The 22,379-nt window shown below is 64.6% G+C and carries 10 protein-coding genes, 2 tRNA genes, 7 pseudogenes and 1 riboswitch; of the genes and pseudogenes, 11 read left to right on the top strand and 8 right to left on the bottom strand.

Features of this window, described 5'->3' with window-relative positions:
• Window positions 1-4: 4 nt before the first annotated feature.
• A pseudogene (glyA, locus tag CBP34_RS13010) lies at window positions 5-1,248 on the bottom strand (serine hydroxymethyltransferase).
• A gap of 31 nt (window positions 1,249-1,279) precedes the next feature.
• Window positions 1,280-1,432, bottom strand: a riboswitch (ZMP/ZTP riboswitch).
• A 54-nt stretch (window positions 1,433-1,486) separates the two neighbouring features.
• Window positions 1,487-2,320, bottom strand: a complete 834-nt coding sequence (locus tag CBP34_RS13005) for a lytic transglycosylase domain-containing protein (RefSeq protein ID WP_086927730.1) — start codon at window positions 2,318-2,320, stop codon at window positions 1,487-1,489.
• Between the two features lie 959 nt (window positions 2,321-3,279).
• On the opposite strand from CBP34_RS13005, the gene CBP34_RS13000 reads away from it, so the two are divergent.
• Together CBP34_RS13000 and CBP34_RS12995 are read left to right on the top strand one after the other, a co-directional pair.
• On the top strand, window positions 3,280-6,018 hold the full coding sequence (locus CBP34_RS13000; protein ID WP_094098278.1) for a DUF349 domain-containing protein: 2,739 nt from the start codon (window positions 3,280-3,282) through the stop codon (window positions 6,016-6,018).
• Between the two features lie 4 nt (window positions 6,019-6,022).
• Window positions 6,023-6,469 (top strand): GNAT family acetyltransferase, encoded by a 447-nt coding sequence (locus tag CBP34_RS12995; RefSeq protein WP_094098277.1) that lies wholly within the window; start codon window positions 6,023-6,025, stop codon window positions 6,467-6,469.
• Between the two features lie 96 nt (window positions 6,470-6,565).
• Here CBP34_RS12995 and CBP34_RS12990 read toward each other — a convergent pair.
• Both CBP34_RS12990 and CBP34_RS12985 read right to left on the bottom strand, forming a co-directional pair.
• Window positions 6,566-6,650: transfer RNA gene (locus CBP34_RS12990), tRNA-Leu, on the bottom strand.
• A 190-nt stretch (window positions 6,651-6,840) separates the two neighbouring features.
• Window positions 6,841-6,925: transfer RNA gene (locus CBP34_RS12985), tRNA-Leu, on the bottom strand.
• A gap of 19 nt (window positions 6,926-6,944) precedes the next feature.
• Between CBP34_RS12985 and rnr the strand changes: the two are divergent.
• A pseudogene (gene rnr / locus CBP34_RS12980) lies at window positions 6,945-9,268 on the top strand (ribonuclease R).
• Window positions 9,269-9,366: 98 nt separating this feature from the next.
• Here rnr and CBP34_RS12975 read toward each other — a convergent pair.
• Together CBP34_RS12975 and CBP34_RS12970 are read right to left on the bottom strand one after the other, a co-directional pair.
• Window positions 9,367-10,826, bottom strand: a pseudogene (locus CBP34_RS12975) (NAD(P)H-hydrate dehydratase).
• Window positions 10,827-10,942: 116 nt separating this feature from the next.
• Window positions 10,943-11,887 (bottom strand): LysR substrate-binding domain-containing protein, encoded by a 945-nt coding sequence (locus CBP34_RS12970; protein ID WP_236748421.1) that lies wholly within the window; start codon window positions 11,885-11,887, stop codon window positions 10,943-10,945.
• A gap of 111 nt (window positions 11,888-11,998) precedes the next feature.
• On the opposite strand from CBP34_RS12970, the gene CBP34_RS12965 reads away from it, so the two are divergent.
• The gene (locus CBP34_RS12965; protein WP_094098276.1) at window positions 11,999-13,522 is read left to right on the top strand and encodes a CoA-acylating methylmalonate-semialdehyde dehydrogenase; all 1,524 of its coding nucleotides are present in this window, start codon (window positions 11,999-12,001) and stop codon (window positions 13,520-13,522) included.
• A gap of 55 nt (window positions 13,523-13,577) precedes the next feature.
• Here CBP34_RS12965 and CBP34_RS12960 read toward each other — a convergent pair whose 3' ends face one another.
• Window positions 13,578-14,816 carry an FAD-dependent oxidoreductase gene (locus CBP34_RS12960; protein ID WP_094098275.1) on the bottom strand — a complete coding sequence of 413 codons (1,239 nt, stop codon included), beginning with the start codon at window positions 14,814-14,816 and terminating at the stop codon, window positions 13,578-13,580.
• A gap of 52 nt (window positions 14,817-14,868) precedes the next feature.
• Window positions 14,869-16,210: pseudogene (locus CBP34_RS12955) on the bottom strand (amidase).
• Between the two features lie 190 nt (window positions 16,211-16,400).
• On the opposite strand from CBP34_RS12955, the gene rpsB reads away from it, so the two are divergent.
• The 7 genes and pseudogenes from rpsB to ispC all read left to right on the top strand — a co-directional run bounded on the left by rpsB (window position 16,401) and on the right by ispC (window position 22,378).
• Window positions 16,401-17,153 carry a 30S ribosomal protein S2 gene (gene rpsB, locus CBP34_RS12950; protein ID WP_094098274.1) on the top strand — a complete coding sequence of 251 codons (753 nt, stop codon included), beginning with the start codon at window positions 16,401-16,403 and terminating at the stop codon, window positions 17,151-17,153.
• A 106-nt stretch (window positions 17,154-17,259) separates the two neighbouring features.
• Window positions 17,260-18,187: pseudogene (gene tsf, locus CBP34_RS12945) on the top strand (translation elongation factor Ts).
• Between the two features lie 49 nt (window positions 18,188-18,236).
• Window positions 18,237-18,958, top strand: a pseudogene (pyrH, locus tag CBP34_RS12940) (UMP kinase).
• Window positions 18,959-19,001: 43 nt separating this feature from the next.
• On the top strand, window positions 19,002-19,562 hold the full coding sequence (frr, locus tag CBP34_RS12935; RefSeq protein ID WP_086912836.1) for a ribosome recycling factor: 561 nt from the start codon (window positions 19,002-19,004) through the stop codon (window positions 19,560-19,562).
• Between the two features lie 31 nt (window positions 19,563-19,593).
• Window positions 19,594-20,325 carry a polyprenyl diphosphate synthase gene (uppS, locus tag CBP34_RS12930; RefSeq protein WP_094098273.1) on the top strand — a complete coding sequence of 244 codons (732 nt, stop codon included), beginning with the start codon at window positions 19,594-19,596 and terminating at the stop codon, window positions 20,323-20,325.
• Between the two features lie 9 nt (window positions 20,326-20,334).
• A pseudogene (locus tag CBP34_RS12925) lies at window positions 20,335-21,191 on the top strand (phosphatidate cytidylyltransferase).
• Complete coding sequence (ispC, locus tag CBP34_RS12920) at window positions 21,188-22,378, top strand: 1-deoxy-D-xylulose-5-phosphate reductoisomerase (RefSeq protein WP_094098272.1); 1,191 nt, start codon at window positions 21,188-21,190, stop codon at window positions 22,376-22,378. The pseudogene CBP34_RS12925 and the gene ispC overlap by 4 nt, the downstream one beginning before the upstream one ends.
• Window position 22,379: the final 1 nt, after the last annotated feature.

Genomic DNA, 22,379 nt, shown 5'->3' with positions numbered 1-22,379 from the left:
GGGATTAACCGTAGACCGGGAACCGAGCCGTCAGCGCGTTGACCTTGGCGCGCACGGCGGCGATGTTGGCCTCGTCACGCGGGTTGTCCAGCACGTCGGCGATCAGGTTGGCGGTGATGCGCGCTTCTTCTTCCTTGAAGCCGCGCGTGGTCATGGCAGGGGTGCCAATGCGCACGCCGCTCGTGACCATCGGCTTTTCAGGGTCGTTGGGGATGGCGTTCTTGTTGATGGTCATGTGGGCAGCGCCCAGCACGGCCTCGGCTTCCTTGCCAGTGATGCCCTTGGCACGCAGGTCGACCAGCATCACGTGGCTTTGCGTGCCGCCGCTCACAATGCGCAGGCCGCGTGCGGTCAGCGTCTCGGCCACCACCTTGGCGTTCTTGGCCACCTGTTCCTGGTAGGCCTTGAACTCGGGCTGCATCGCTTCCTTGAAAGCCACTGCCTTGGCCGCGATCACGTGCATCAGCGGGCCGCCTTGCAGGCCGGGGAAAATGGCGCTGTTGATGGCCTTTTCGTGCTGGGCCTTCATCAGGATGATGCCGCCGCGCGGGCCGCGCAGGCTCTTGTGCGTGGTGGAGGTGACCACGTCGGCGTGTGGCACGGGTTGGGGTACACACCGGCAGCGATCAGGCCGGCGTAGTGGGCCATGTCCACCATGAAGATGGCGCCGATTTCCTTGGCTATTCTTGCAAAGCGCTCGAAATCGATGTGCAGGCTGTAGGCCGAGGCACCGGCAATGATGAGTTTGGGCTTGTGTTCCCGTGCCTTGGCTTCCATCGCGTCGTAGTCAATGGCTTCCTGGGCGTTGAGTCCATAGGAGATGACGTTGAACCACTTGCCCGACATGTTCAGTGGCATGCCGTGGGTCAGGTGGCCGCCTTCGGCCAGGCTCATTCCCATGATGGTGTCGCCAGGCTTGAGGAAGGCCAGGAACACGGCTTCGTTGGCGGATGCGCCGCAATGGGGCTGCACGTTGGCCGCTTCGGCACCAAAAATCTGCTTGACGCGGTCGATGGCCAGCTGCTCGGCCACGTCCACATGCTCGCAGCCACCGTAGTAGCGCTTGCCGGGGTAGCCTTCGGCGTATTTATTGGTCAGCTGGGTGCCTTGCGCCCACATCACGGCGGGCGAGGCGTAGTTTTCGCTGGCGATCAGCTCGATGTGCTCTTCCTGGCGCTTGTTTTCGGCCTGGATGGCGGCAAAGAGTTCGGGATCGGTTTGTTCGACAATAATATTGCGGTGGTACATGGCAGTCCTATGAACTTGTGTCCCTTGAAACAAGGGCTGCCCAGGCGAACGGCGGAACGCAAAAGGTCTTGAACCTCTACGGCACGCTCCCTAGTGGTTCACAAGAGGCATGCCCTTGCCGGTTTCCACGTCAGCGGCGGCACCCTGCTGGAAGCCGCGCCTATCGCCAGTCGCGTACGCCCTTAGTGTAGCTGACCGGCGCTCCATCGCCTCATCTGGTTGCCGGTTGTCAGGGGTCTTAGAGCAGGGCGATCTTGTCGCCAGCAGCCTCGTCAGGGGCGGTGGCGGGTGCGGTGACGGGGACAGCGCGGGCCGGGGCCTGGGTCGACAGGGTTGCGGGCGGGTTCATGGGGGCTGAGCGTCCACCCGCGACCTGACGCAGCCGGAAATGCTCGGCCAGCACCTTGGCAGCGTATCCGCCATCATCGGGAAGATTCGCCGCACCCACGTAGTAGCGCAGCCCGCCTTCGACCGATCCGGCCCGCGCGATGCATTCCTGCAGCACCTTCACGCCGACGCGCAGGTTGGTGACCGGATCGAATGCCGCGAAATGGCCGCCAAAGTTTTCGTACTTCTCGGTGTGAACCCGCGTCATGACCTGCATCAGACCCTGGGCCCCCACCGCGCTTTGGGCAAACGGATTGAAGCTCGATTCGATGGCCATGATGGCCAGGATCAGTGTGGGATCGATCTTGGTGCGGGCGCCGGTTTCATAGGCTTCGGCGACCAGCGCGCTCAGGGGCTCTGGAGCCACGCGGTATTTTTTGCTGAGCCAGTAGGCCACCGCGGCCTGCTCTTTGGGCAGGTCCTTGGGGTTGGTCGCGGTGGCGCGCTCGCTGGCATCGAGCTCAACGGGCATGTCCAGCAGGGCGACCTGGCGGGACTGCAGCCAGTCCCTCAGCTGCTCCTCGCCCGCATGACGCAGGTCCGGGCGGGCGGTAAGGGTCAAAACGACAAAGGCAACGGCAAGCCCGATGAGGGCAAAACTGTTGTGGGTGATTTCAAGGAAACCTTCGGTCACGTCGGCAACGAAAGTTCGTACGCCGGAGACAATTTTTCCTGACGCTGTCATAGCTCTTCCTTTCTGAGGCGAATCCTGCTTTCGATGACGTCGTTAACGACAGCATCGACTCAGGGGGCACCTGGATTGGTACGCCATCAATTTCGTGCTCCGTTCATAACTCGGAGCGAGGAATTGACTTAGCCGGGTTCGGCAGCGGGTGGGGTTTTTACTAGCCTGTTTGGGGGCTGGCGGATTCTAGAAGTTCACTTAATGCCAAGTCAATACTAACAAATTAACTTGATATATTTAATTGTTATGAAAAAGCTGTAAAAAACCTCAGTAAATTACGCGTTTTAGGAAAAACCGCGGAGCGCCAGCAGGTCGTTGTGTGACGCCAGTGTGGCAAATTCAATCGTGGTTGCCTGTCCCATTAAAGATGCGGCTTGAGCCGGCGCCGCGTATTTGGTAAGGTTGTATCGCCTGCCTGTTGCAGGCATCGCCAGACCAAGCAAAGTCTCCCACCGAAGGCATGCAGTGCCCCGATGCAGCAGATGCAGCTTTTATGGCAAACCTTGGAGGCAATCCCTTGTCTCCTCGCAACGTGGATCTTCTTCTCCAGGTTGCGAAACGATGGCAAAGACCGTTGCGTCAGCCGTCAAGCCCGGTAGGCAGACCATGAGGCCTGTTTACCGGGCTTTCTTGTTGGTGCAGTACGCGGCCCCGGAAGTTGAGGGTTCACTTGGGACCTGGGTCCCTTCGACTGTTGCAGATATATATAGATAATGGGGGTGATTCTCCATGGCGTGCTTCGTTGCGCCAGGGGCGGAGCCCATCAATCGACCTGCCAGCGTCAGCCGGCCTGACCGGTTTGCGCCAGATCATTTCCTGATGTGTGGCCAAGACCGCGGCGTGGTCTTTTGCTGGAACCCGGTGAAAATAGCAGTTTCGTCCGCAGGCGCGCATTGCCTGTCGCCGCAGCAGCCAGCTTCCCAAAGCAGCTTGCGCGGTCCTCGTTATCCATTGGATCCATGTTTCCTTTTTTTTCTCGCAGCAAAATGTCCGACGCACCTGAAGTGAATCCGGCCCCGGCCAAAACCCAAGAGTCGCATCCGCTGGACGCGCTGACTGGTGGCGCTTTTTCGGCCGCCACATCGAGTGAGCGGGCTTCCAGAATTCGTGACTGGCTCGCGTCCCAGCCGGCGCCCGAGCAACTGCAGGAGGTATTCAAGGAGCTGAGCGGGCGTGACAAGGGCGCCGCACGCGCGGTGCGTGAACGGCTGGATGAAATCCGCCGTGCCAAGGGCCAGGAGGCCATTGCGGCCGAATGGGCCGAAAAGGCCCAGGCATTGCTGGCGGCACCCAAGCTCAACATTGCCGATGCCCTGGCATGGCAGCGTGATGCGGCCAAGGCAGGTGCACCCCTGTCGCGCGAACCCCTGTCGCTGCTCAAGGTGCAGGTGGCCGACCGGGTGAAGGTGATCGAAGACCTGCAGCACCGTGTTCAGGTGCAGCGGGAAGCCGCCGTGCTGCTGGCCCAGCGTATTGAGGTGCTTTCCACCAAGCCCTGGAAGGATGCCCATGCTGCGCGCGAATTGCTGCGTGCCGACGTCGCCCGCTGGCAGGAGCAGGCTCAGGAGCTGACGGGCGACGCCAGCTGGGCTAGCGTCGAGGCACGCTTTCCGCCACTGCTGGAGGCATCGCGCACGCAGCTGCTGGTGGTGTGGGACGCCTTCCAGCCCGCCGTGGCGCAAGCCGCTGCCGCTGCCGAAGACGCCGCAGCGCCGCTGCCTCCAGTGCCCGTCTGGGCCGATGAGTTGCGTGCCGCGCGGGGGTTGCCGACCGAGGCAGCCGCCGCCGCTGCCAAGCCCGCCCGCGCAGTCAAACCTAAAGTCGCTCCGGAGGTCGTTGAAAAAGCCGCGCAGATCGTGCGCGATGCCTTGGCGACGCTGGAAAAGGAAACCGCCGAAGGTCACGGCAAGGCCAGCGCAGGTGCTGCTGCTGCGCTGCGTGCGGTGCTGAAGGTGCATGGCAAGCACATCGATACTCCTCTGGAGCACCAGGTGCACGCCGCGCTGGTGGCTGCTGGCGAGCTCGAAGGCTGGCAGCGTTGGAGTGCAGACCAGGTGCGCGAAGACCTGGTCGCCAAGGCCGAGGGGCTGCTCCATCGTCCCGATGGCCAGGCCCTGGGTGGCCGCAAGATGCAGGAATCTCTGCGCCAGTTGCGCGAGCAGTGGAAGCAGTCGGATCAGGGCGGTGCGCCCAACCATGCGTTGTGGAAAAAGTTTGATGAGGCGTGCAACGCCGCGCACAAGGTGGTCGAAGCCTGGCTCGACAAAATCCGTACCGAAGCTGCCGAGCACAAGGCCCAGCGTGTGGCACTGATCGAAGAGGTCAAGGCGTGGGCACAGGAGCATGCCGCCTCGGGCGACTGGAAGGCCATCAACCGTGCATTGCACCAGTTTGGCGACCGTTGGCGTGAGGGCGGCCATGTGGGCGAAAAGATCTTTGCCGAACTGCAGCCACTGTGGAAACAGGCCATTGCCGCTGCCGCTGCGCCACTAGAGAGCGCACAGAAAGAGAGCCTGGCCCGTCGCCACGCCATGATTGACGAGGCCGTGGCGCTGGGCGCTGCACCCACGCTGCGCATCGATGCCGTGAAGGCCTTGCAGCAACGCTGGCAGGCCGAGGCGCAGGCTGTGCCGCTCGATCGCAAGCATGAGCAAAAACTGTGGGATGCCTTCCGCAAGCCGATTGACGAGGCCTTCAACCGCAAGTCGGCCGACCGCGATAGGGCCGTGACCGAACTGAGCGCCCGCGACCGGGTGGTGCTGGAAGCCTCCAAGGCGCTGGAAGCAGCCAATGCCACGGGCGACGCGCAGCAGATCCGCAGCGCCATGCAGGCGCTGGAGGCCGCGCTGCACGGGCAGGCCCAGGCGGCGCAGGCTGTTGCCTCGGCGCAGAAAGATGCAACACAAAATCAGCTTGAAGCGCCCGTTTCGTCGGCGCAAGAAGCTACAGAAAATGTAGCATCAGAAGCCGCAATCGGCGGGGCAGAAGAAGCGCCTGCGCCTGTACCGGTCGCGCCCAAGCCGCCCGCGCGCCCTGTGGTGGCGGTGCGCGGCGATGACCGCCCCGGCATGAAGAAAGATGCGCCCGCAGCGCCAGGTCGTGGCGGGCGGCCGGGCGAGCGCCGCGATGGCCGGGGTGATCGCGATGCCAGCCGGGGCCCGCGCGCAGACAGCCATTTTGGCGATCGCAATGATCGTGGCGGCCGCTTCGGTGATCGTCCCGCTTACGAAGACCGGGGCCCGCGCCTGGGGGATACGGCTTTCCGTGCCCAGCGCGATGCCATGGAACACGCACAGCTCGCACTCAAGAAGCTGGCTGCGCAGGCCCATGGCGAAGCGCTCACCCAGTTGCTGACAGCGTGGGAAAAGCGTGATGCGGCGCTGCTGCCGGGTACGCAGGAGCTGGGTGGCAGGGTGACGGCCGCCGTGCGTGGTGCCTGGTCGCAGGCGCTGTCCGCCCCCGCTGCAGGCGATGCTGCCGAAGCCTTGCTACGGCTGGAAATGGCCGCCGAGGTGCCAACCCCCGCAGAACATATCGCCGCTCGGCGCATGCTGCAATTGCAGCTGCTCACGCGCCGCAACGATCCTGCACCCGCCCAGACCTGGGGGCAGGACACGGCGCGTGTGCTGGCCAGCGCCAGTGACGCGGCCAGCGCGCGTCGTCTGCAGAACGTGCTGAAAACCCTGCTGCGCAAGTGACCGGATGACCGCCGCCCTGGTGATACGTCCTTTTGACATGAAGGACGAGGAGGCTGCGGTGGCGCTCTGGCGTGATTGTGGTCTGCTGCGCCCCTGGAACGACCCCCACAAGGACATCGCGCGCAAGCAGACAGTCCAGCCCGGGCTTTTTCTGGTGGCGCTGGTACCGGGAGGGGATGGAGTGGAAGTGCTCGTCGGAACCGCGATGGCCGGGTATGACGGCCATCGCGGCTCGGTGTATTACCTGGCTGTGGCGCCGGGGCACCAGCAGCTTGCCATTGGCCGCAGCTTGATGACGCGGGTTGAGCAGCAATTGCTGGCCATGGGCTGCCCCAAGATCAATGTGCTGGTGCGCACCAGCAATGTGAAGGTAGTGGCGTTCTATGAAAAGCTGGGCTACGCCAGGGACGATGCCCTCAGTCTGGGCAAGCGCCTGATTCCCGATCTTTGAGTTCTGCTGCCGGAAGAGGGAGGGCCTCGGTTGGTTGCAGATCTCCGTTGCGAAAAACAAAAAAGCCGTTGCGATTGCAACGGCTTTTTAATATTTTGGTGCCCAGGAGAGGACTCGAACCTCCACGATGTTACTCGCTAGTACCTGAAACTAGTGCGTCTACCAATTCCGCCACCTGGGCATTTCAGGAAAGATTCAAATTATAGAGCATCTTTTTGAGGCCGCAGGCCTTGGTGCGAAGATTTTTGCATTTCGCGTTGCGATCGGCCACGCTCCGGCAGTGGGTGCATTTCGGCTGCGGAAAATAAAAAAGCCACTGCGGGTGCAGTGGCTTGAATAGTTGGAAAACCGTAACCGGTTCTCGTTAAACTTGGTGCCCAGGAGAGGACTCGAACCTCCACGATGTTACTCGCTAGTACCTGAAACTAGTGCGTCTACCAATTCCGCCACCTGGGCATTTCAGGAAAGTCTAAGATTGTATATCAAAAAAAACACCCCCGACGCGCCCGCTGCGCATCTGTCGGACGAGATTGAAGGCAGCGTTCAGGGGCACCGTGACGGCCATGGATTCGTCATTCGCGATGATGGCGAAGGCGACATCTACATCCCCCCCAATGAAATGCGCGCCGTGCTGCACAAGGACCGCGTGCGCGTGCGCATCGTGCGCCAGGACCGTCGCGGCCGACCCGAGGGGCGCGTGGTGGAAATCATTGAACGCCCGCCGCAACCGCTGATCGGCCGGCTGCTGCAGGAAAGCGGCGTCTGGCTGGTGGCCCCCGAGGACAAGCGCTACGGGCAGGATGTGTTGATCCCCAAGGGCGCCACCGGCGCAGCCAAGCCGGGGCAGGTGGTGGTGGTCGAGTTGACCGAGCCCCCGCGCTGTTTGGCCAGCCCGTCGGGCGCATCACCGAGGTGCTTGGCGAGGTGGACGACCCGGGTATGGAGATCGAAATTGCGGTGCGCAAATATGGCGTTCCGCACGAATTCTCGGCCGAATGCCTGGCGCAGGCGAAAGAGCTGCCCGACAAGGTGCGCACGCAGGACAAGCGGCACCGCGTCGACCTGACCGATGTGCCCCTGGTCACCATCGATGGCGAAGACGCGCGCGACTTCGACGACGCCGTCTATTGCGAGCCTGCCAAGGTGGGTCGCAGCAAGGGCTGGCGCCTGCTGGTGGCCATTGCCGACGTGAGTCACTATGTGGAGACCGGCAGCGCCATCGACATCGACGCCTACGACCGCGCCACCAGCGTGTATTTCCCGCGTCGCGTGATCCCCATGCTGCCCGAGAAGCTGAGCAATGGTCTGTGCTCGCTCAACCCCGAGGTGGAGCGCCTGTGCATGGTGTGCGACATGCTGGTCACCGCCAAGGGTGAGGTGCAGGCCTACCAGTTCTATCCAGCCGTGATGTACAGCCAGGCCCGCTTCACCTACACCGAGGTGGCGGCCATTCTGGCGAACACCCGTGGCCCCGAGGCCAGCAAACGCAAGGACCGGGTCAAGGACCTGATCAATCTTCACGACGTGTACCGTGCGCTGCTCGTGGCACGGCGTGAACGCGGAGCGGTGGACTTTGAAACCACCGAGACGCAGATCATCTGCGACGAGAACGGCCGCATCGAAAAGATCGTGCCGCGCACCCGCAACGATGCCCACAAGCTGATTGAAGAAGCCATGCTGGCGGCCAACGTGTGCAGCGCCGACTTCATTGCGCAGGGCGGCCAGCCGGGCCTGTTTCGTGTGCACGAAGGCCCCACGCCCGAGAAGCAGGAAATCCTGCGCGGCTACCTCAAGGCCATGGCGGTGGGCATGACGATTGGCGACAACCCCCATCCGTCGGAGTTTCAGGCGATTGCCGAGGCCACCAAAGACCGGCCCGACGCGCAGCAGATCCATACCATGCTGCTGCGCTCCATGCAGCAGGCCATCTACACGCCGGTCAACAGCGGTCACTTTGGCCTGGCATTCGATGCCTACACGCACTTCACCAGCCCCATCCGGCGCTATCCGGATCTGCTGGTGCACCGTGTCATCAAGGCCATTCTGGGCAAGAGCAAGTACAAGCTGCCGTCGCTGCCCACCCCGGGCGAGGCGCATGCCAAGCTGGCCAAGCGCCTGGCGGCCCGCGTGGCCGCGCCGGGCACCAAGCCGCGCCAGGATGTGGCACCTCCCAGCCGCGATACGCAGGCCTGGGAGGCCGCGGGCCTGCACTGCAGCGCCAATGAGCGCCGCGCCGACGAGGCCAGCCGTGATGTCGAGGCCTGGCTCAAGTGCAAGTACATGCGCGAGCACCTGGGCGAGGAATACAGCGGCGTGGTCAGCGCGGCCACGAGCTTTGGCATCTTCGTGACGCTGGATGCCATGTATGTGGAAGGCCTGGTGCACATCACCGAGCTGGGCGGCGAATACTTCAAGTTCGACGAAGCGCGCCAGGAGTTGCGTGGCGAACGCACGGGCATCCGGTATTCGATTGGCACGCGGGTGCGCGTGCAGGTCAGCCGCGTGGATCTGGACGGGCGCAAGATCGACTTCCGCCTGATCCGCGAGGGCGAGGAACTGCTGGGTCGTGCCCTCAAGGACAAGGGCGTGGCTCCGCAATCGGATGGCGCGCGCAAGGCGGGTGGGCGCTCGGCGGGCCGCCAGCGTGCACCGGCGCCCGAGATGTCTGCCACCGAGCGCGCCTCGATGACGCGGGAGCAGGCCGCGCGCTCTCCGGCCAAGGCAAAGTCAACGGCCAAGAAGTCCGCCACCAACGGCAATGCCGGCAAAAGCAAGGGCCGCAAGCCACGCCGCAGTTGAAAGCAAGGCAGCCCACCGCGCGGCAGCGGTGTTTGGTTTGCTATTTTTATGATAGCTGCTAGCGCTTTATAGATAAGCGCTAGCAGCCTTTTTTATGCTCAACCTCCGGTAGTGTGGCGCGCCAGGGCGCTGGCTGTCAGCGGCCTTGCCGCAGGCCAGCGGTCAGCGGCAAGGCCGTGCTGGTACACCGCTTCGGATGCGGCACGCTGCGCTGTGGCACCGGCGGCCAGGTGCGCACCCACCATGCCCGCCAGCACGTCACCGGTGCCTGCCGTGGCGAGCCATGCATTGCCGGTGGGGTTGATGGTTGGAGGGAGCCCCGGTGCCGCAGTGACGGTGCCCGAGCCCTTGAGCACGGCCACGCAGTGGAACTGCTCTGCCAGTTGCTGTGCTGCGTTCAGCCGGTGGGCCTGCACCTCGGCGGCGGACATGCCCAGCAGCCGGGCCGCTTCGAGCGGGTGGGGTGTCAGCACCGTGGGCAGCCCCCGCCCGGCGCGGGCCACCACCCCGGCGCGCAGCGCAGCATCGGAGGATATGGCGTTGAGCGCATCAGCGTCGAGCACCAGCCGGGCTGCGCGTGCCAGCACGGCGGGCAGCACCGCGCGCACGGCCTCGCCGCCGCCGCAGCCGCACACCACCGTGAGCTGTTCCAGTGCCAATGCCTCAAAGTGGCGAAACATCAGTTCGGGCTGCGCCGCGTCCAGCGCCATCTGACCATCGTCGAGCAAGGCCACCAGCACCCGGCCCGCGCCGGCGTGCAATGCGGCGGATGCGGCCAGCAGCGCGGCGCCCGTCATGCCCAGGCCGCGCGCCGCCAGGCCTTCGCCGCCGACAACCGCCACGTCACCATAGCTGCCCTTGTGGCTGGCGTGGCTGCGCGGTGCGGGCAGGACGGGGCCGGCCAGCCACGCGCTGGGGGGCTCTGGCTGCGAAGTGACCCCCAGGTCATCCAGCCAAACGCTGCCGGCCGCGTCGCGCCCCGCGGCGGTCAAGAGGCCGGGCTTGAGCGTGAGCAGGCTGAGCGTGTGGCGCGGTGCGAGAGGGCGGCGGGATGCGTGCGGGGCCGGCAACGCAAAGCCTGGGGCGAACTGGCCCGTGTCCGCATCCAGGCCCGAGGGCAGGTCGACGGCCAGCACCGAGGCCGGGCTGTTCTGCAGGGCCGCCAGCGCGGCCAGCAGCCGGTGGTCGGGCGCCCGGGCTGGGGCGGTGGACGCGATGCCAATCCCCAGCAGGGCATCGATGCACAGGTCTGCGGCGGTCATGTCCGGGGGCGCTTCATCGGCCCAGGTCACACCCGCAGCCAGTGCGCGCTGCCATGACTGGCGGGCGTCAGCGGGCGCGTGCTCCGGAGTGCCGAGCCAGGTCACTACCACCCGCCGTCCTTCGCGCTGCAGGTGCATGGCTGCCTCCAGCCCATCGCCACCGTTGTTGCCCGGGCCGCAGGCAATCCACACGGTGCGGGCATGGGGGCCAGCGCCTGCGCCAGCCGGGCCACCGACAGGCCGGCGCGCTGCATGAGGGTGTGCGGCGGCAGGGCTGATGCAGCCTGCTGCTCCATGCGCCGGGTGGCTGCGGTGTTGAACAGGGGGTGGGGCTGCTGGGGGTGATGGGGTGCATGGCTGTGTTTTCTATGGAAAGCCTTCAGTCACAAAGCAGTGGCGATTCATTATTGCGTCAGGCCCTGAAGCCGGGCGCAAACGCCTCGCGCAGCCATTCCACGAACACCGCCACCGCGCGCGGCACATGGGCTGAATAGGGGCGGATTGCATGGATGGTCTCGCTGAAGGTGCCCACGGGCCGCCAATCCGGCAGCACCGCGACGAGCTTGCCCGCCTGCAGCGCCGCCTGCGCGCTGAAGTCGGGCACCAGCGCAATGCCCAGGCCCGCCAGCGCCGCATCGCGCAGGGCCTCGCTGTTGTTGGCGGCCAGCGGGCCGGTCACGGGCACGGTCAGGCGCGGGGAGTTGCCCGGCACCACGGGTTCGAAGGTCCATGCCGGGGCCTCCTGGGTGCGGGGGTAGTGCAGGCAGTCATGCTGGCGCAGATCGTCGGGCGTCTTGGGTGTGCCGGTGCGGCGCAGGTAGGCGCGGTTGGCCACCAGCACGGATTGCGTGGTGCACAGCAGCCAGGCCACGTGGGTGTCTGGCGCCACGGCAGTGTGGCGAATGGCCAGATCCAGGCCTTCCAGGGTGAGCGAGCGCAGCTTGTCCGACAGGTCCAGCTCCAGCCGTACCTCCGGGTAGGCGCGCAAGAAGGCCGGCAGCCGGGGCACCAGTTGCTGGCGTGCCAGCGCCACGGGGGCGGTCACGCGCAGGCGGCCGTGGGGCACGCCAGCGCGGTCGCGCACACTGGCAAAGCTTTCGGCAATGCGCCCGAAGGCGTCGCGCGTGTCGTCCACCAGTTGCCGCCCCGCCTCGGTCAGGCCCACGCTGCGCGTGGTGCGCCGCACCAGCGGCACCCCCGCGGCGCGTTCCAGCTCGGCAATGTGCTGGCTCATGGCCGCCTTGCTCACGCCCAGGCGCGCCGCCGCGCCGGTGTAGCTGCCTTGTTCGCCCAGCACCACCAGCCAGTGCAGGTGGGACCAGAGGGCTTCGGGGTTGGTGTGGCTTGTCGATTTCATGGCGTTATTGTTCATCATGCTGAACAATCAATTCACGCTAGCGGTCTTGGCGAGGCGGGGTGCGGCTTCTAGACTGCAGGCCACTTTCCACTGATTTTTTAAGAGGTTTGCATGACCACCGCCACCCAGCCGACCCCCATTGGCCACTACATCCAGGGCCAGCGCGCCGCCGGCACCAGCAGCCGTAGCCAAGACGTGACCAATCCCGCCACGGGCGCCGTGACGGGCCGCGTGGCGCTGGCCAACCGCGCCGACGTGGATGCGGCAGTCGCTGCGGCGCAGGCGGCCTTCCCGGCCTGGGCGGATACGCCACCCATCCGCCGCGCCCGCGTGCTGTTCAGGTTTCTGGAGCTGGTCAACCAGCACAAGGATGCGCTGGCCCATGCCATCACGGCCGAGCATGGCAAGGTGTTCACCGACGCGCAGGGCGAGGTGGCGCGTGGCATCGACATCATCGAATTTGCCTGTGGCATTCCGCAGCTGCTCAAGGGCGATTTCACCGACCAGGTCAGCACGGGCATCGACAACTGGACGCTGCGCCAGCCCCTGGGCGTGGTGGCGGGCATCACGCCATTCAACTTTCCGGTCATGGTGCCGATGTGGATGTTCCCGGTGGCCATTGCCGCGGGCAACACCTTTGTGCTCAAGCCCAGTCCGACCGATCCCACGGCCTCGCTGCTGATGGCCGACCTGTTCAAGCAGGCAGGGTTGCCCGACGGCGTTTTCAACGTGGTGCAAGGCGACAAGGAGGCGGTGGACGCGCTCATCGAGCATCCGGATGTCAAGGCGGTGAGCTTTGTGGGTTCGACCCCCATCGCCAACTACATCTACGAAACCGGGGCCCGCCATGGCAAGCGCGTGCAGGCCCTGGGCGGCGCCAAGAATCATATGGTCGTGATGCCCGACGCCGACATCGACCAGGCGGTGGACGCGCTGATTGGCGCGGGCTATGGCTCGGCCGGCGAGCGCTGCATGGCCATCAGCGTGGCCGTGCTGGTGGGCGATGCCGCCGACAAGCTGGTGCCCAAGCTCATCGAGCGTACCCGGGCACTCAAGGTGCTCAACGGCACCAACCTGGCCGCCGAGATGGGCCCCATCGTGACCCGCGCGGCACACGAGCGCATCTCGGGCTACATCGACCTGGGCGTGAAGGAAGGCGCACAGCTGCTGGTGGATGGCCGTGGCTTTGACGGCAAGCAGGCGGGCGAGGGCTGCGAAGGCGGTTTTTGGCTGGGCGGCACGCTGTTCGATCATGTCACGCCCGCCATGCGCATCTACAAGGAAGAGATCTTCGGCCCCGTGCTGGCGGTGGTGCGTGCCAAGGATTTTGCCGAGGCCGTGCAGCTGGTCAACGACCATGAATTCGGCAACGGCGTAGCCTGCTTCACGCGAGACGGCAACGTGGCCCGCGAGTTCGGCCGCCGCATCCAGGCGGGCATGGTCGGCATCAATGTGCCGATTCCCGTGCCCATGGCCTGGCATGGCTTTGGTGGCTGGAAGCGCAGCCTGTTTGGCGATATGCACGCTTATGGCGAAGAAGGCGTGCGTTTCTACACCAAGCAAAAAAGCATCATGCAGCGCTGGCCCGAGAGCACGCCCAAAGGGGCCGAGTTCGTGATGCCTACGGCGAAGTAGGGCGAATTGGTCTGTTCGAAAAAAAGGGGCCGCAGGCCCCTTTTTTTGTGGTGGTTCAGAAGCGCTGAATCCCCAGCCCGTCCAGGCTGACATCGGGGCTGCGCTGGCCAATCAGGTCTGCCACGGCGCGGGCGCAGCCGCTGGCGAGTGCCCATCCGCCCGCGCCATGCCCGGTGTTGAGCCACAGGCCATGCACGCCGCTGGCGCCCACCACGGGCGCGCCGTCGGGCAGAGTGGGGCGTGCGCCGCGCCACACCTGCAACCCGGAGGACAGCAGTGCGCCACCGGGGAACCATTCATTCATGGTTCGGTAGAGCTGCTGCAACGTGGGGGCATGGTGCTTCGCATCTTGCCCGCCCAGCTCGGCGCCGCCAGCAATGCGCACGCGCTGGCCCAGGCGGGTGATGGTGATCCGGTGCTGGCTGTCCACCACGCTGGCCACCGGTGCGTGCAGCGCCTCGCGCAGCGGCGCGCTGATTGAATAGCCATGCACCGCCGCCAGCGGCAGGCGCAAGCCCAGCGGGCGCAGCAGGGCAGCCGATGCCATGCCAGCGCACAGCACGACGGCGTCAAAGGGCCGCGTAACGCTTTCGCCATGCACCTGCACGCCCATAGGCTGGGATGCCAGCCGGGTCACGCGGGTGCCAAAAGTAAACTGCACGCCGCCGGCCTGGGTGCCTTGGCGCAGCAGTTGTGCAAACAGCCGGCAGTTGCCTGCCCTAGCGTCGGGCAGGTGCAGCGCACCCGCCAGCGGGGTTTCGGGGCACAGGCCGGGCTCGATCTGGCGCGCGGCCTCGGCATCCACCTCGCGCAGCGCAACGCCAGCGTCGCGCAACACCTGCAGGGCGGGTTGCCACCGGGCCTGATCTTGCGGGGTGCGCAGCAAAATGAGCCGGCCCTGGTTGCTTTCAAAGTCCAGCTCGTGCTCAGTTGCGATTTGCTGCAGGCGCTGCTGGCTGTAGCGGGCCAGTCCCTCCAGCGCCGAGAGCTGCGCGGCCTGCGCACCGCGCCGTGCCGCACGCCGCCAGCGCCACAACCATGCCAGGTCGGCCCCGTTGACTCCTTGGGTCAGCCGCAGCGTGGCGCGCCGGCCCATGAGCTTTAGCGGCGCGCCCAGGCCAGGCGTCGCCCAGGGAGTGAGCAGGTGCGGCGATAGCAGACCGGCGTTGGCAAAGCTCGCTTCTTCGGCGGCAGCGCTGCGCTGTTCCAGCACGGTGACCTCGTGGCCGTCGCGGGCCAGCTCGTATGCGGTGGACACGCCGACAATGCCGGCGCCCACGATGGCGATCTTCATGAATTAGAGTGATTTTGGCGTCTAGCGCTTGATGGTAAAGCGCTAATAGCTATTATTTTTGTAGTGTCTGCTCGATCTGCAATCCCACGTTGAGCACCGCATCGTCGTGCAGGGCACCGTGCCAGACCATCAGACCAACCGGGAGTTCCCCGGCCAAGTGGCAAGGCATCGACAGGGCGCAGCCATCGAGCATGTTCACTACGCTGGTGTTGCGCAGCAGCAAGGCGTTGACGCGAAAGAACTCCGCATCGCGCTCGGCGCCGGGCGCCACATCGGCGATCGGCGGCGCCACCAGTGGCACCGTGGGTGAGAGCAGGGCGTCGTAGGGGGCCAGTGTGGCTTCCATGCGGGCGATCCAGTGCTGTCGAGCGTGCAGCAGATCAATGTAGTCAGCGGCCACCATGGTGGCGCCGCGCTCGATGCGGCTGCGCACCCGCGGATCGTAGTGCGCTGCGCGCTTGGCCAGCAGGGGGCGGTGCCAGGCGTGGCTTTCCGCTGCCGAAAGACTGCCGCTGGCCTGCATGGGCGCGAGTTCCGTCGTGAGAGGCAGGGCGATTTCCTCGATCTGCGCGCCGGCATGGCGCAAGGTGTCCAGCGTGCGGGCGAATGCCCGGGCCACGGTGGCATCGAGTTCGTCGAGGAAGGTGGTGGAGGGCACCGCCAGGCGCCACAGGCGCAGCGGCGCGGAGCTGCGCGTGATGCGCCTGGCTGCCAGCATCTCGTGCACCACGATGGCGTCGCGCACGCTGCGCGTCATGGCGCAGGCCGTGTCCAGCGTGGTGGACAGCGGAATGGCGCCCGTCGTGGGGACGAGGCGGGCCGTGCTCTTGAAGCCCACAATGCCATTGAGCGCGGCTGGGATGCGGATGGAGCCACCCGTGTCCGACCCCAGCCCCACAAACGCCGCACCGGTGGCCACGGAAACGGCCGCACCCGACGAGGAGCCGCCGGGAATGCGTGGCACGCCGGCAGCGCGCCAAAACGCCCGTCCCAGGCTGCGGGTGTGCCGAAATGCGGGTTCACGCCGACCCCCGAAAAGGCGAATTCCACCATGTTCGTGTGACCGATGACCGTGCCCCGGCCGACCGCAGGCGGGCCACGGCGGGGCAGTCCTGCAGCGCTGGCGCTGCATCGGCCAGCGCCGTGGAGCCCGCGGTGGTGGGCTGGCCTGCGATGTCAAAAAGGTCCTTGACCGATACCGCGAGCCCGGCCAGCGGTAGCCGGGTGAGATCGCTTTGCTCCACCGCGGTGCGCGCCGCCTCGGGCATGAGGCGCACAAAGGCGCGGTCGCAGGCGGCAGACTGCGCCACCTCCAGGCACTGCTCCAGTTCGGCGGAGGCGGTGCTGGTGCCGGTCTGCAGGCGCTGGCGGGTGGCGGTAAGGTCAAAAAGCATGGCTGTGCTAGAATCTTTGGGTTTTGCTGAGAGTAGCAGCGTGTGCAATGCCTTCGGTGGTGTGTGTATGCGCGGCGAAGGCGGCAAGACTAATCGCAAACCAGCCCTGTCAAGGTGTTGCGCCTTCGTGCAAATCACGGCGGCGCAAGTATTGGGGCTGGATTTTAGACCCAACCTTTGGAGTATTTTTATGTCCGTTACCATGCGCGAAATGCTGGAAGCCGGTGTCCACTTCGGTCACCAAACCCGCTTCTGGAACCCCAAGATGGCCCCCTACATCTTCGGTCATCGCAACAAGATTCACATCATCAACCTGGAAAAGTCGCTGCCACTGTTCCAGGAAGCCCAGAAGTTCGCCAAGCAACTGGCGGCCAACCGCGGCACCATCCTGATGGTCGGCACGAAGCGCCAGGCCCGCGAAATCCTGTCCACCGAAGCGCTGCGCGCTGGTGTGCCTTTCGTCGACCAGCGCTGGCTGGGCGGCATGCTGACCAACTTCAAGACCGTCAAGACCTCGATCAAGCGCCTGAAGGACATGAAGGCCCAGCTCGAAACCGGCCTCGACAGCCTGAGCAAGAAAGAGCAGCTGACGTTCAGCCGCGAAATCGCCAAGCTCGAAAAGGACATCGGCGGCATCCAGGACATGGCTGCCCTGCCCGACGCCATCTTCATCATCGACGTGGGCTTCCACAAGATTGCCGTGGCCGAAGCCAAGAAGCTGGGCATACCGCTGATTGGTGTGGTCGATACCAACCACTCGCCTGAAGGCATCGACTACGTGATCCCTGGCAACGATGACTCGGCCAAGGCCGTGACGCTGTACGCCCGTGGCATCGCCGATGCGATTATCGAAGGCCGTGCAAACGCCTTGAACGATGTGGTCAAGGCGGTGGCTCCTGAAGGCAGCGACGAGTTTGTGGAAGTGCAAGAGTCCGCTGCCTGAAGTCCCGGCTGCGCGATGTATCGCGGATAAAAGCGGGGCCCCTGGTGAGCCCCCTTTTTTTTAGCCCGAATCTGAATTGACTGAACTGAATATTGAAGGAATAAAGATGGCTGCAATTACCGCAAGCATGGTCGCCGAACTGCGCGGCAAGACTGACGCTCCCATGATGGAATGCAAGAAGGCATTGACCGAAGCCGACGGCGACATGGTCAAGGCGGAAGAGTTGCTGCGCGTCAAGCTCGGCACCAAGGCCGGCAAGGCTGCATCGCGCATCACCGCTGAAGGCGTGGTGGCGAGCTACATCGACGGCACCAAGGGCGCCCTGGTGGAAGTCAACAGCGAAACCGACTTCGTGAGCAAGAACGACAGCTTCATGGCCTTGGCCAAGGCAGCTGCCGAACTGGTTGCCAAGCACAACCCGCCGACGTGGCTGCCCTGGGTGCGCTGCCTTACGAGCAAGACAGCTTCGGCCCACGCTGGAAGAAGTGCGCAAGGGCCTGATCGGCAAGATCGGCGAGAACATGTCGTTCCGCCGCTTCAAGTACTTTGGCGGCAGCAGCAAGCTGGCCTCCTACCTGCACGGCTCGCGCATTGGCGTGGTCGTCGAGTTCGACGGCGACGAAGTCGCGGCCAAGGACGTGGCAATGCATATCGCTGCCATGAAGCCCGTCGCCCTGACCAGTGCTGAAGTGCCTGCCGACCTGATCGAAAAAGAGCGCTCGGTGGCGGCTGCCAAGGCAGCTGAAGACGCTGCCAAGGCCACTGCCGAAGGCAAGCCCGTGCAGTCCGATGAAATCGTTGCCAAGCGCATCGAAGGCGGCGTGCAGAAGTTCCTCAAGGAAGTCTCGCTGTTCAATCAGGTCTTCGTGAAGGCTGCGGACGGCAAGCAGACCGTCGAGCAGATGCTCAAGGCCACCAACACCACGATCAAGGGCTTCACGCTCTACGTGGTGGGCGAAGGCATCGAGAAGAAAATTGACGATTTTGCAGCCGAAGTGGCCGCCCAGGTAGCTGCTGCCAAGGCTGCTGCCTGATCGTTTCCGCAACCCCCAAGCCCCGACACCATCACCGGAGAAATTTCCCATGACCCACGCTGCACCAGCCCACAAGCGCATCCTGCTCAAGCTGTCTGGTGAGGCGTTGATGGGGGATGATGCCTTCGGTATCAACCGCGCCACCATCGTCCGCATGGTGGAGGAGATCGCCGAGGTGACCCGTCTGGGCGTCCAGGTGGCGGTGGTGATCGGGGGGGCAATATTTTTCGTGGCGTGGCGGGAGGCTCGGTCGGCATGGACCGCGCCACCGCCGACTACATGGGCATGTTGGCTACCGTGATGAACGCGCTGGCCCTGGCAGATGCCATGGACAAGCAGGGCCTGGTGGCCCGTGTGATGTCTGCCATTGCCATCGAGCAGGTCGTCGAGCCCTATGTGCGCCCCAAGGCGCTGCAGTATCTGGAAGAGGGCAAGGTCGTTGTGTTTGCGGCCGGAACGGGTAACCCGTTCTTCACCACCGATACGGCAGCGGCCCTTCGCGGGGCCGAGATTGGTGCAGAGGTTGTTCTCAAGGCCACCAAGGTGGACGGCGTTTATACTGCAGACCCCCATAAGGATCCCACGGCGACACGCTACACGAAACTCAGTTTTGACGAGGCGATGTCGCGCAACCTGGGCATCATGGATGCGACGGCCTTTGCCCTGTGCCGTGACCAGAAGTTGCCTGTGCGTGTGTTTTCCATCATCAAGCATGGAGCCCTGAAGCGGGTAGTTATGGGTGAAGACGAAGGCACGCTGGTTTACGCCTGACCACGAGGCCCCGCCTGGTAACTGCCTGCCCTGAGGAGAAACAATGACGATTGCCGACATCAAGAAAAACGCCGAAACCAAGATGGACCAGTCCATCGCTGCGTTCAAGAACAACCTGCAGAAGATTCGCACCGGTCGTGCGAATCCCGCCCTGCTGGACACCGTGCAGGTGGAGTATTACGGATCGTTTGTGCCGTTGAGCCAGGTCGCCAACGTGGCATTGATCGATTCGCGCACCATCAGCGTGCAGCCCTGGGAAAAGGGCATGGGCGCCAAGATCGAAAAGGCCATCCGCGAAAGCGATCTGGGCCTGAACCCCGCGTCGATGGGTGACCTGATCCGGGTTCCCATGCCGCCCATGAGCGAAGAGCGCCGCAAGGAAATGACCAAGCTGGCGCGCAACGAAGGCGAAAGCGCCAAGATTGCCGTGCGCAATCTGCGCCGCGATGCCAACGAATCCGTCAAGAAGCTGGTCAAGGACAAGCTGGCGTCCGAAGATGACCAAAAGCGCGCCGAAGCCGAAGTGCAGAAGTTCACCGACAAGCACATCGCCGAGATCGATTCCCTGGTGGCGGGCAAAGAACAGGAAATCATGGCGGTCTGACTTCCCTCATCCACGGGTCTGATCGTTCTACATGTCTGTACTACCGGTGGTGCCACACCACATTGCCATCGTCATGGATGGCAACGGCCGCTGGGCCACGCGCCGCTTTCTGCCGCGTCTGGCGGGCCACAAGCAAGGGGTTGATTCGCTGCGCCGCTGCGCCCGTGCCTGCGTGCAGCGCGGCGTGGCCGTGCTGACCGTCTTTGCGTTCTCGTCGGAAAACTGGAACCGTCCGGTCGATGAGGTCTCCGGCCTCATGGAATTGCTGGCCATGGCGCTGGCGCGCGAGGTGCCGCAGCTCAAGAAGGACGGCGTGCGTCTGTACTTTGTGGGTGAGCGCGCCGGCCTTTCGCCCAAGGTGCGCGATGGCCTGGTGCAGGCCGAGGCCGCCACGGCGGAAAACACCCGCCTCGTGCTCAACGTGTGTTTCAACTACGGCGGCCGCTGGGACATCGCCCAGGCCGCCGCGCGGCTGGCGGCGCGCGGTGAACCCATCACCGAGGCCAGTCTGAATGGCGCGATGGGCCTGGCCCATGTGCCCGACCCGGATCTGGTGATCCGAACCGGGGGTGAAATGCGGATCAGCAACTTCTTGCTGTGGCAGGCCGCATACTCCGAGTTGTACTTCAGTGAGCGGTTGTGGCCGGATTTCGACGAGTCGGCACTGGACGAGGCGATTGCCGCCTTCAACGGCCGCGAGCGCCGCTTTGGCAAAACCTCCGAACAAATCCTGTCCGCGCATCCTGCTCCGGTGCACGGCTGAAAAGGCCCCATGCTTCTACAGCGTGTCATCACCGCCCTTGTCCTGCTGGCCATCCTGCTGCCCGCGCTTTTTTATCCATCCACGGTGCCGTTCACGCTGGTCGTGCTGGTGCTCATGGCCGCCGGCGCTTGGGAGTGGGGGCGCCTGAGCGGCTATGGTCAGGCCGGTTCGTTGGCCGTGGGGGCGCCTGTGTTGCCTTGTGTGGGGCGTCCTGGGCGCTGGGCTGGATTGATAGGCCCCTGACCGCCTTGTGGATTGTTGGTGGCGGGCTCTGGGTACTGTGCGCGGCATGGCTGTTGCGGGCCGGCGTGCCGGGCTGGGGGCGCATTCCCTCGGCCGTGCGCCTGGTAGCCGGTGTACTTGCGCTGTGGCTGGCATGGTTGGCCGTGGTGCAGGCGCGCATGCTGGGCGTCAATTTTCTCCTGTCGGTGCTGGTACTGGTGTGGGTGGCTGACATTTTTGCCTACTTTGCCGGCCGTGCCTTTGGCTTGCGCTTCACCAAGAACAAGCTGGCGCCTTCCATCAGTCCCGGCAAGAGCTGGGAAGGGGTATGGGGCGGGCTGGCGGGCGTAATCGTGCTCGCGTTTGCCTGGATCGCCGCAGATGCCCACTGGCAGGCCGCAGTGCCCAGTTTTTACAGCCGCCTGGCGCAGCAGGGTGGGTGGCTGCTGGTGATTTCGGTTCTGTTCATGGTGGCCATGAGCGTGGCCGGTGACCTGGTGGAGTCGCTGATCAAGCGCAGCGCGGGCGTGAAAGACAGCAGTGGTTTGCTGCCAGGCCATGGCGGTGTGCTGGACCGGGTGGATGCCTTGCTGCCCACGCTCCCCCTGGCCCTGATGCTGACCCGCCTGACGACACCTCTATGAAACAACGACTCACTGTTCTGGGCTCTACCGGCTCCATTGGCACCAGCACGCTCGACGTGGTGGCGCGCCACCCTGACCGGTTTGAAGTGTTTGCCCTGAGCGCGGCCACGCAGGTGGATCTGATGCTGGCGCAGTGCGCGCAATTCAAGCCCCGCTTTGCCGTGATGGCCAGTGCGCCCCATGGCCGCCTGCTGGCTGAGAAAATCAAGGCAAATGGGCTTAAAACCACCGTGCTTCAATCGCCAGATGCTCTTGAAATCATAGCATCCAATGACGATGTGGATACGGTCATGGCGGCCATTGTCGGCTCTGCAGGGCTGGCGCCCTGCTTGGCTGCGGCATGGGCCGGAAAGCGCTTGTTGCTGGCCAACAAGGAGGCGCTGGTGGTGGGCGGCGACGTGTTTCTGGACGCGGTGCGCGAAGGGGCGGCCACGTTGCTGCCAATCGACAGCGAGCATTCGGCCATCTTCCAGTCCCTGCCCGAAGATCCCGCCACCTGGAGCCAGCGGGTCGAGAAAATCATTCTGACCGCGTCGGGCGGGCCGTTTCGCACCCGAACGCCCGATACGCTGCGCGATGTCACGCCCGAGCAGGCCTGCGCCCATCCCAACTGGAGCATGGGGCGCAAGATTTCGGTGGATTCGGCCACCATGATGAACAAGGCGCTCGAAGTGATCGAGGCGCGCTATCTGTTTGGCCTGGCTCCTTCACAGCTGGACGTGGTGATTCATCCGCAAAGCATCATCCATTCCATGGTGCAGTACCGGGATACGTCGGTGGTGGCGCAGTTGGGCACACCGGACATGCGGGTACCCATCGCCTATGGTCTGGCGTGGCCCGAGCGGGTCGAGTCGGGGGCCTCGGCGCTCAATTTCCATGCGCTGTCGGCCATGACTTTCGAGGCCATTGACGACCATGGGCATCGCGACCGATTTCCCGGATTGCAGCTGGCGTGGGATGCCTTGGCGGCGCCGCAGGGCACAACGGCGGTGTTGAACGCGGCCAACGAGGTGGCGGTGGCGGCCTTTCTGGAGCGGCGCATCCGGTTTGACCAGATTCACCACCTCAATCGTGCAACTTTGGAGGCGGTTTCTCCCTCCAACCCCAATTCGCTCAATGCTTTGCTGGACCTGGATGCCCAGGCGCGCAGTGTGGCCGAGCAGGCCGCCGGCCGTCTGGCGGCCTGAA

It is taken from the genome of Acidovorax carolinensis, from assembly GCF_002157145.1.
GTDB lineage: Bacteria > Pseudomonadota > Gammaproteobacteria > Burkholderiales > Burkholderiaceae_C > Acidovorax > Acidovorax carolinensis.
The sequence above is the reverse complement of the archived record's forward strand: the minus strand, read 5'-3'. Positions and strand labels throughout refer to the sequence as shown.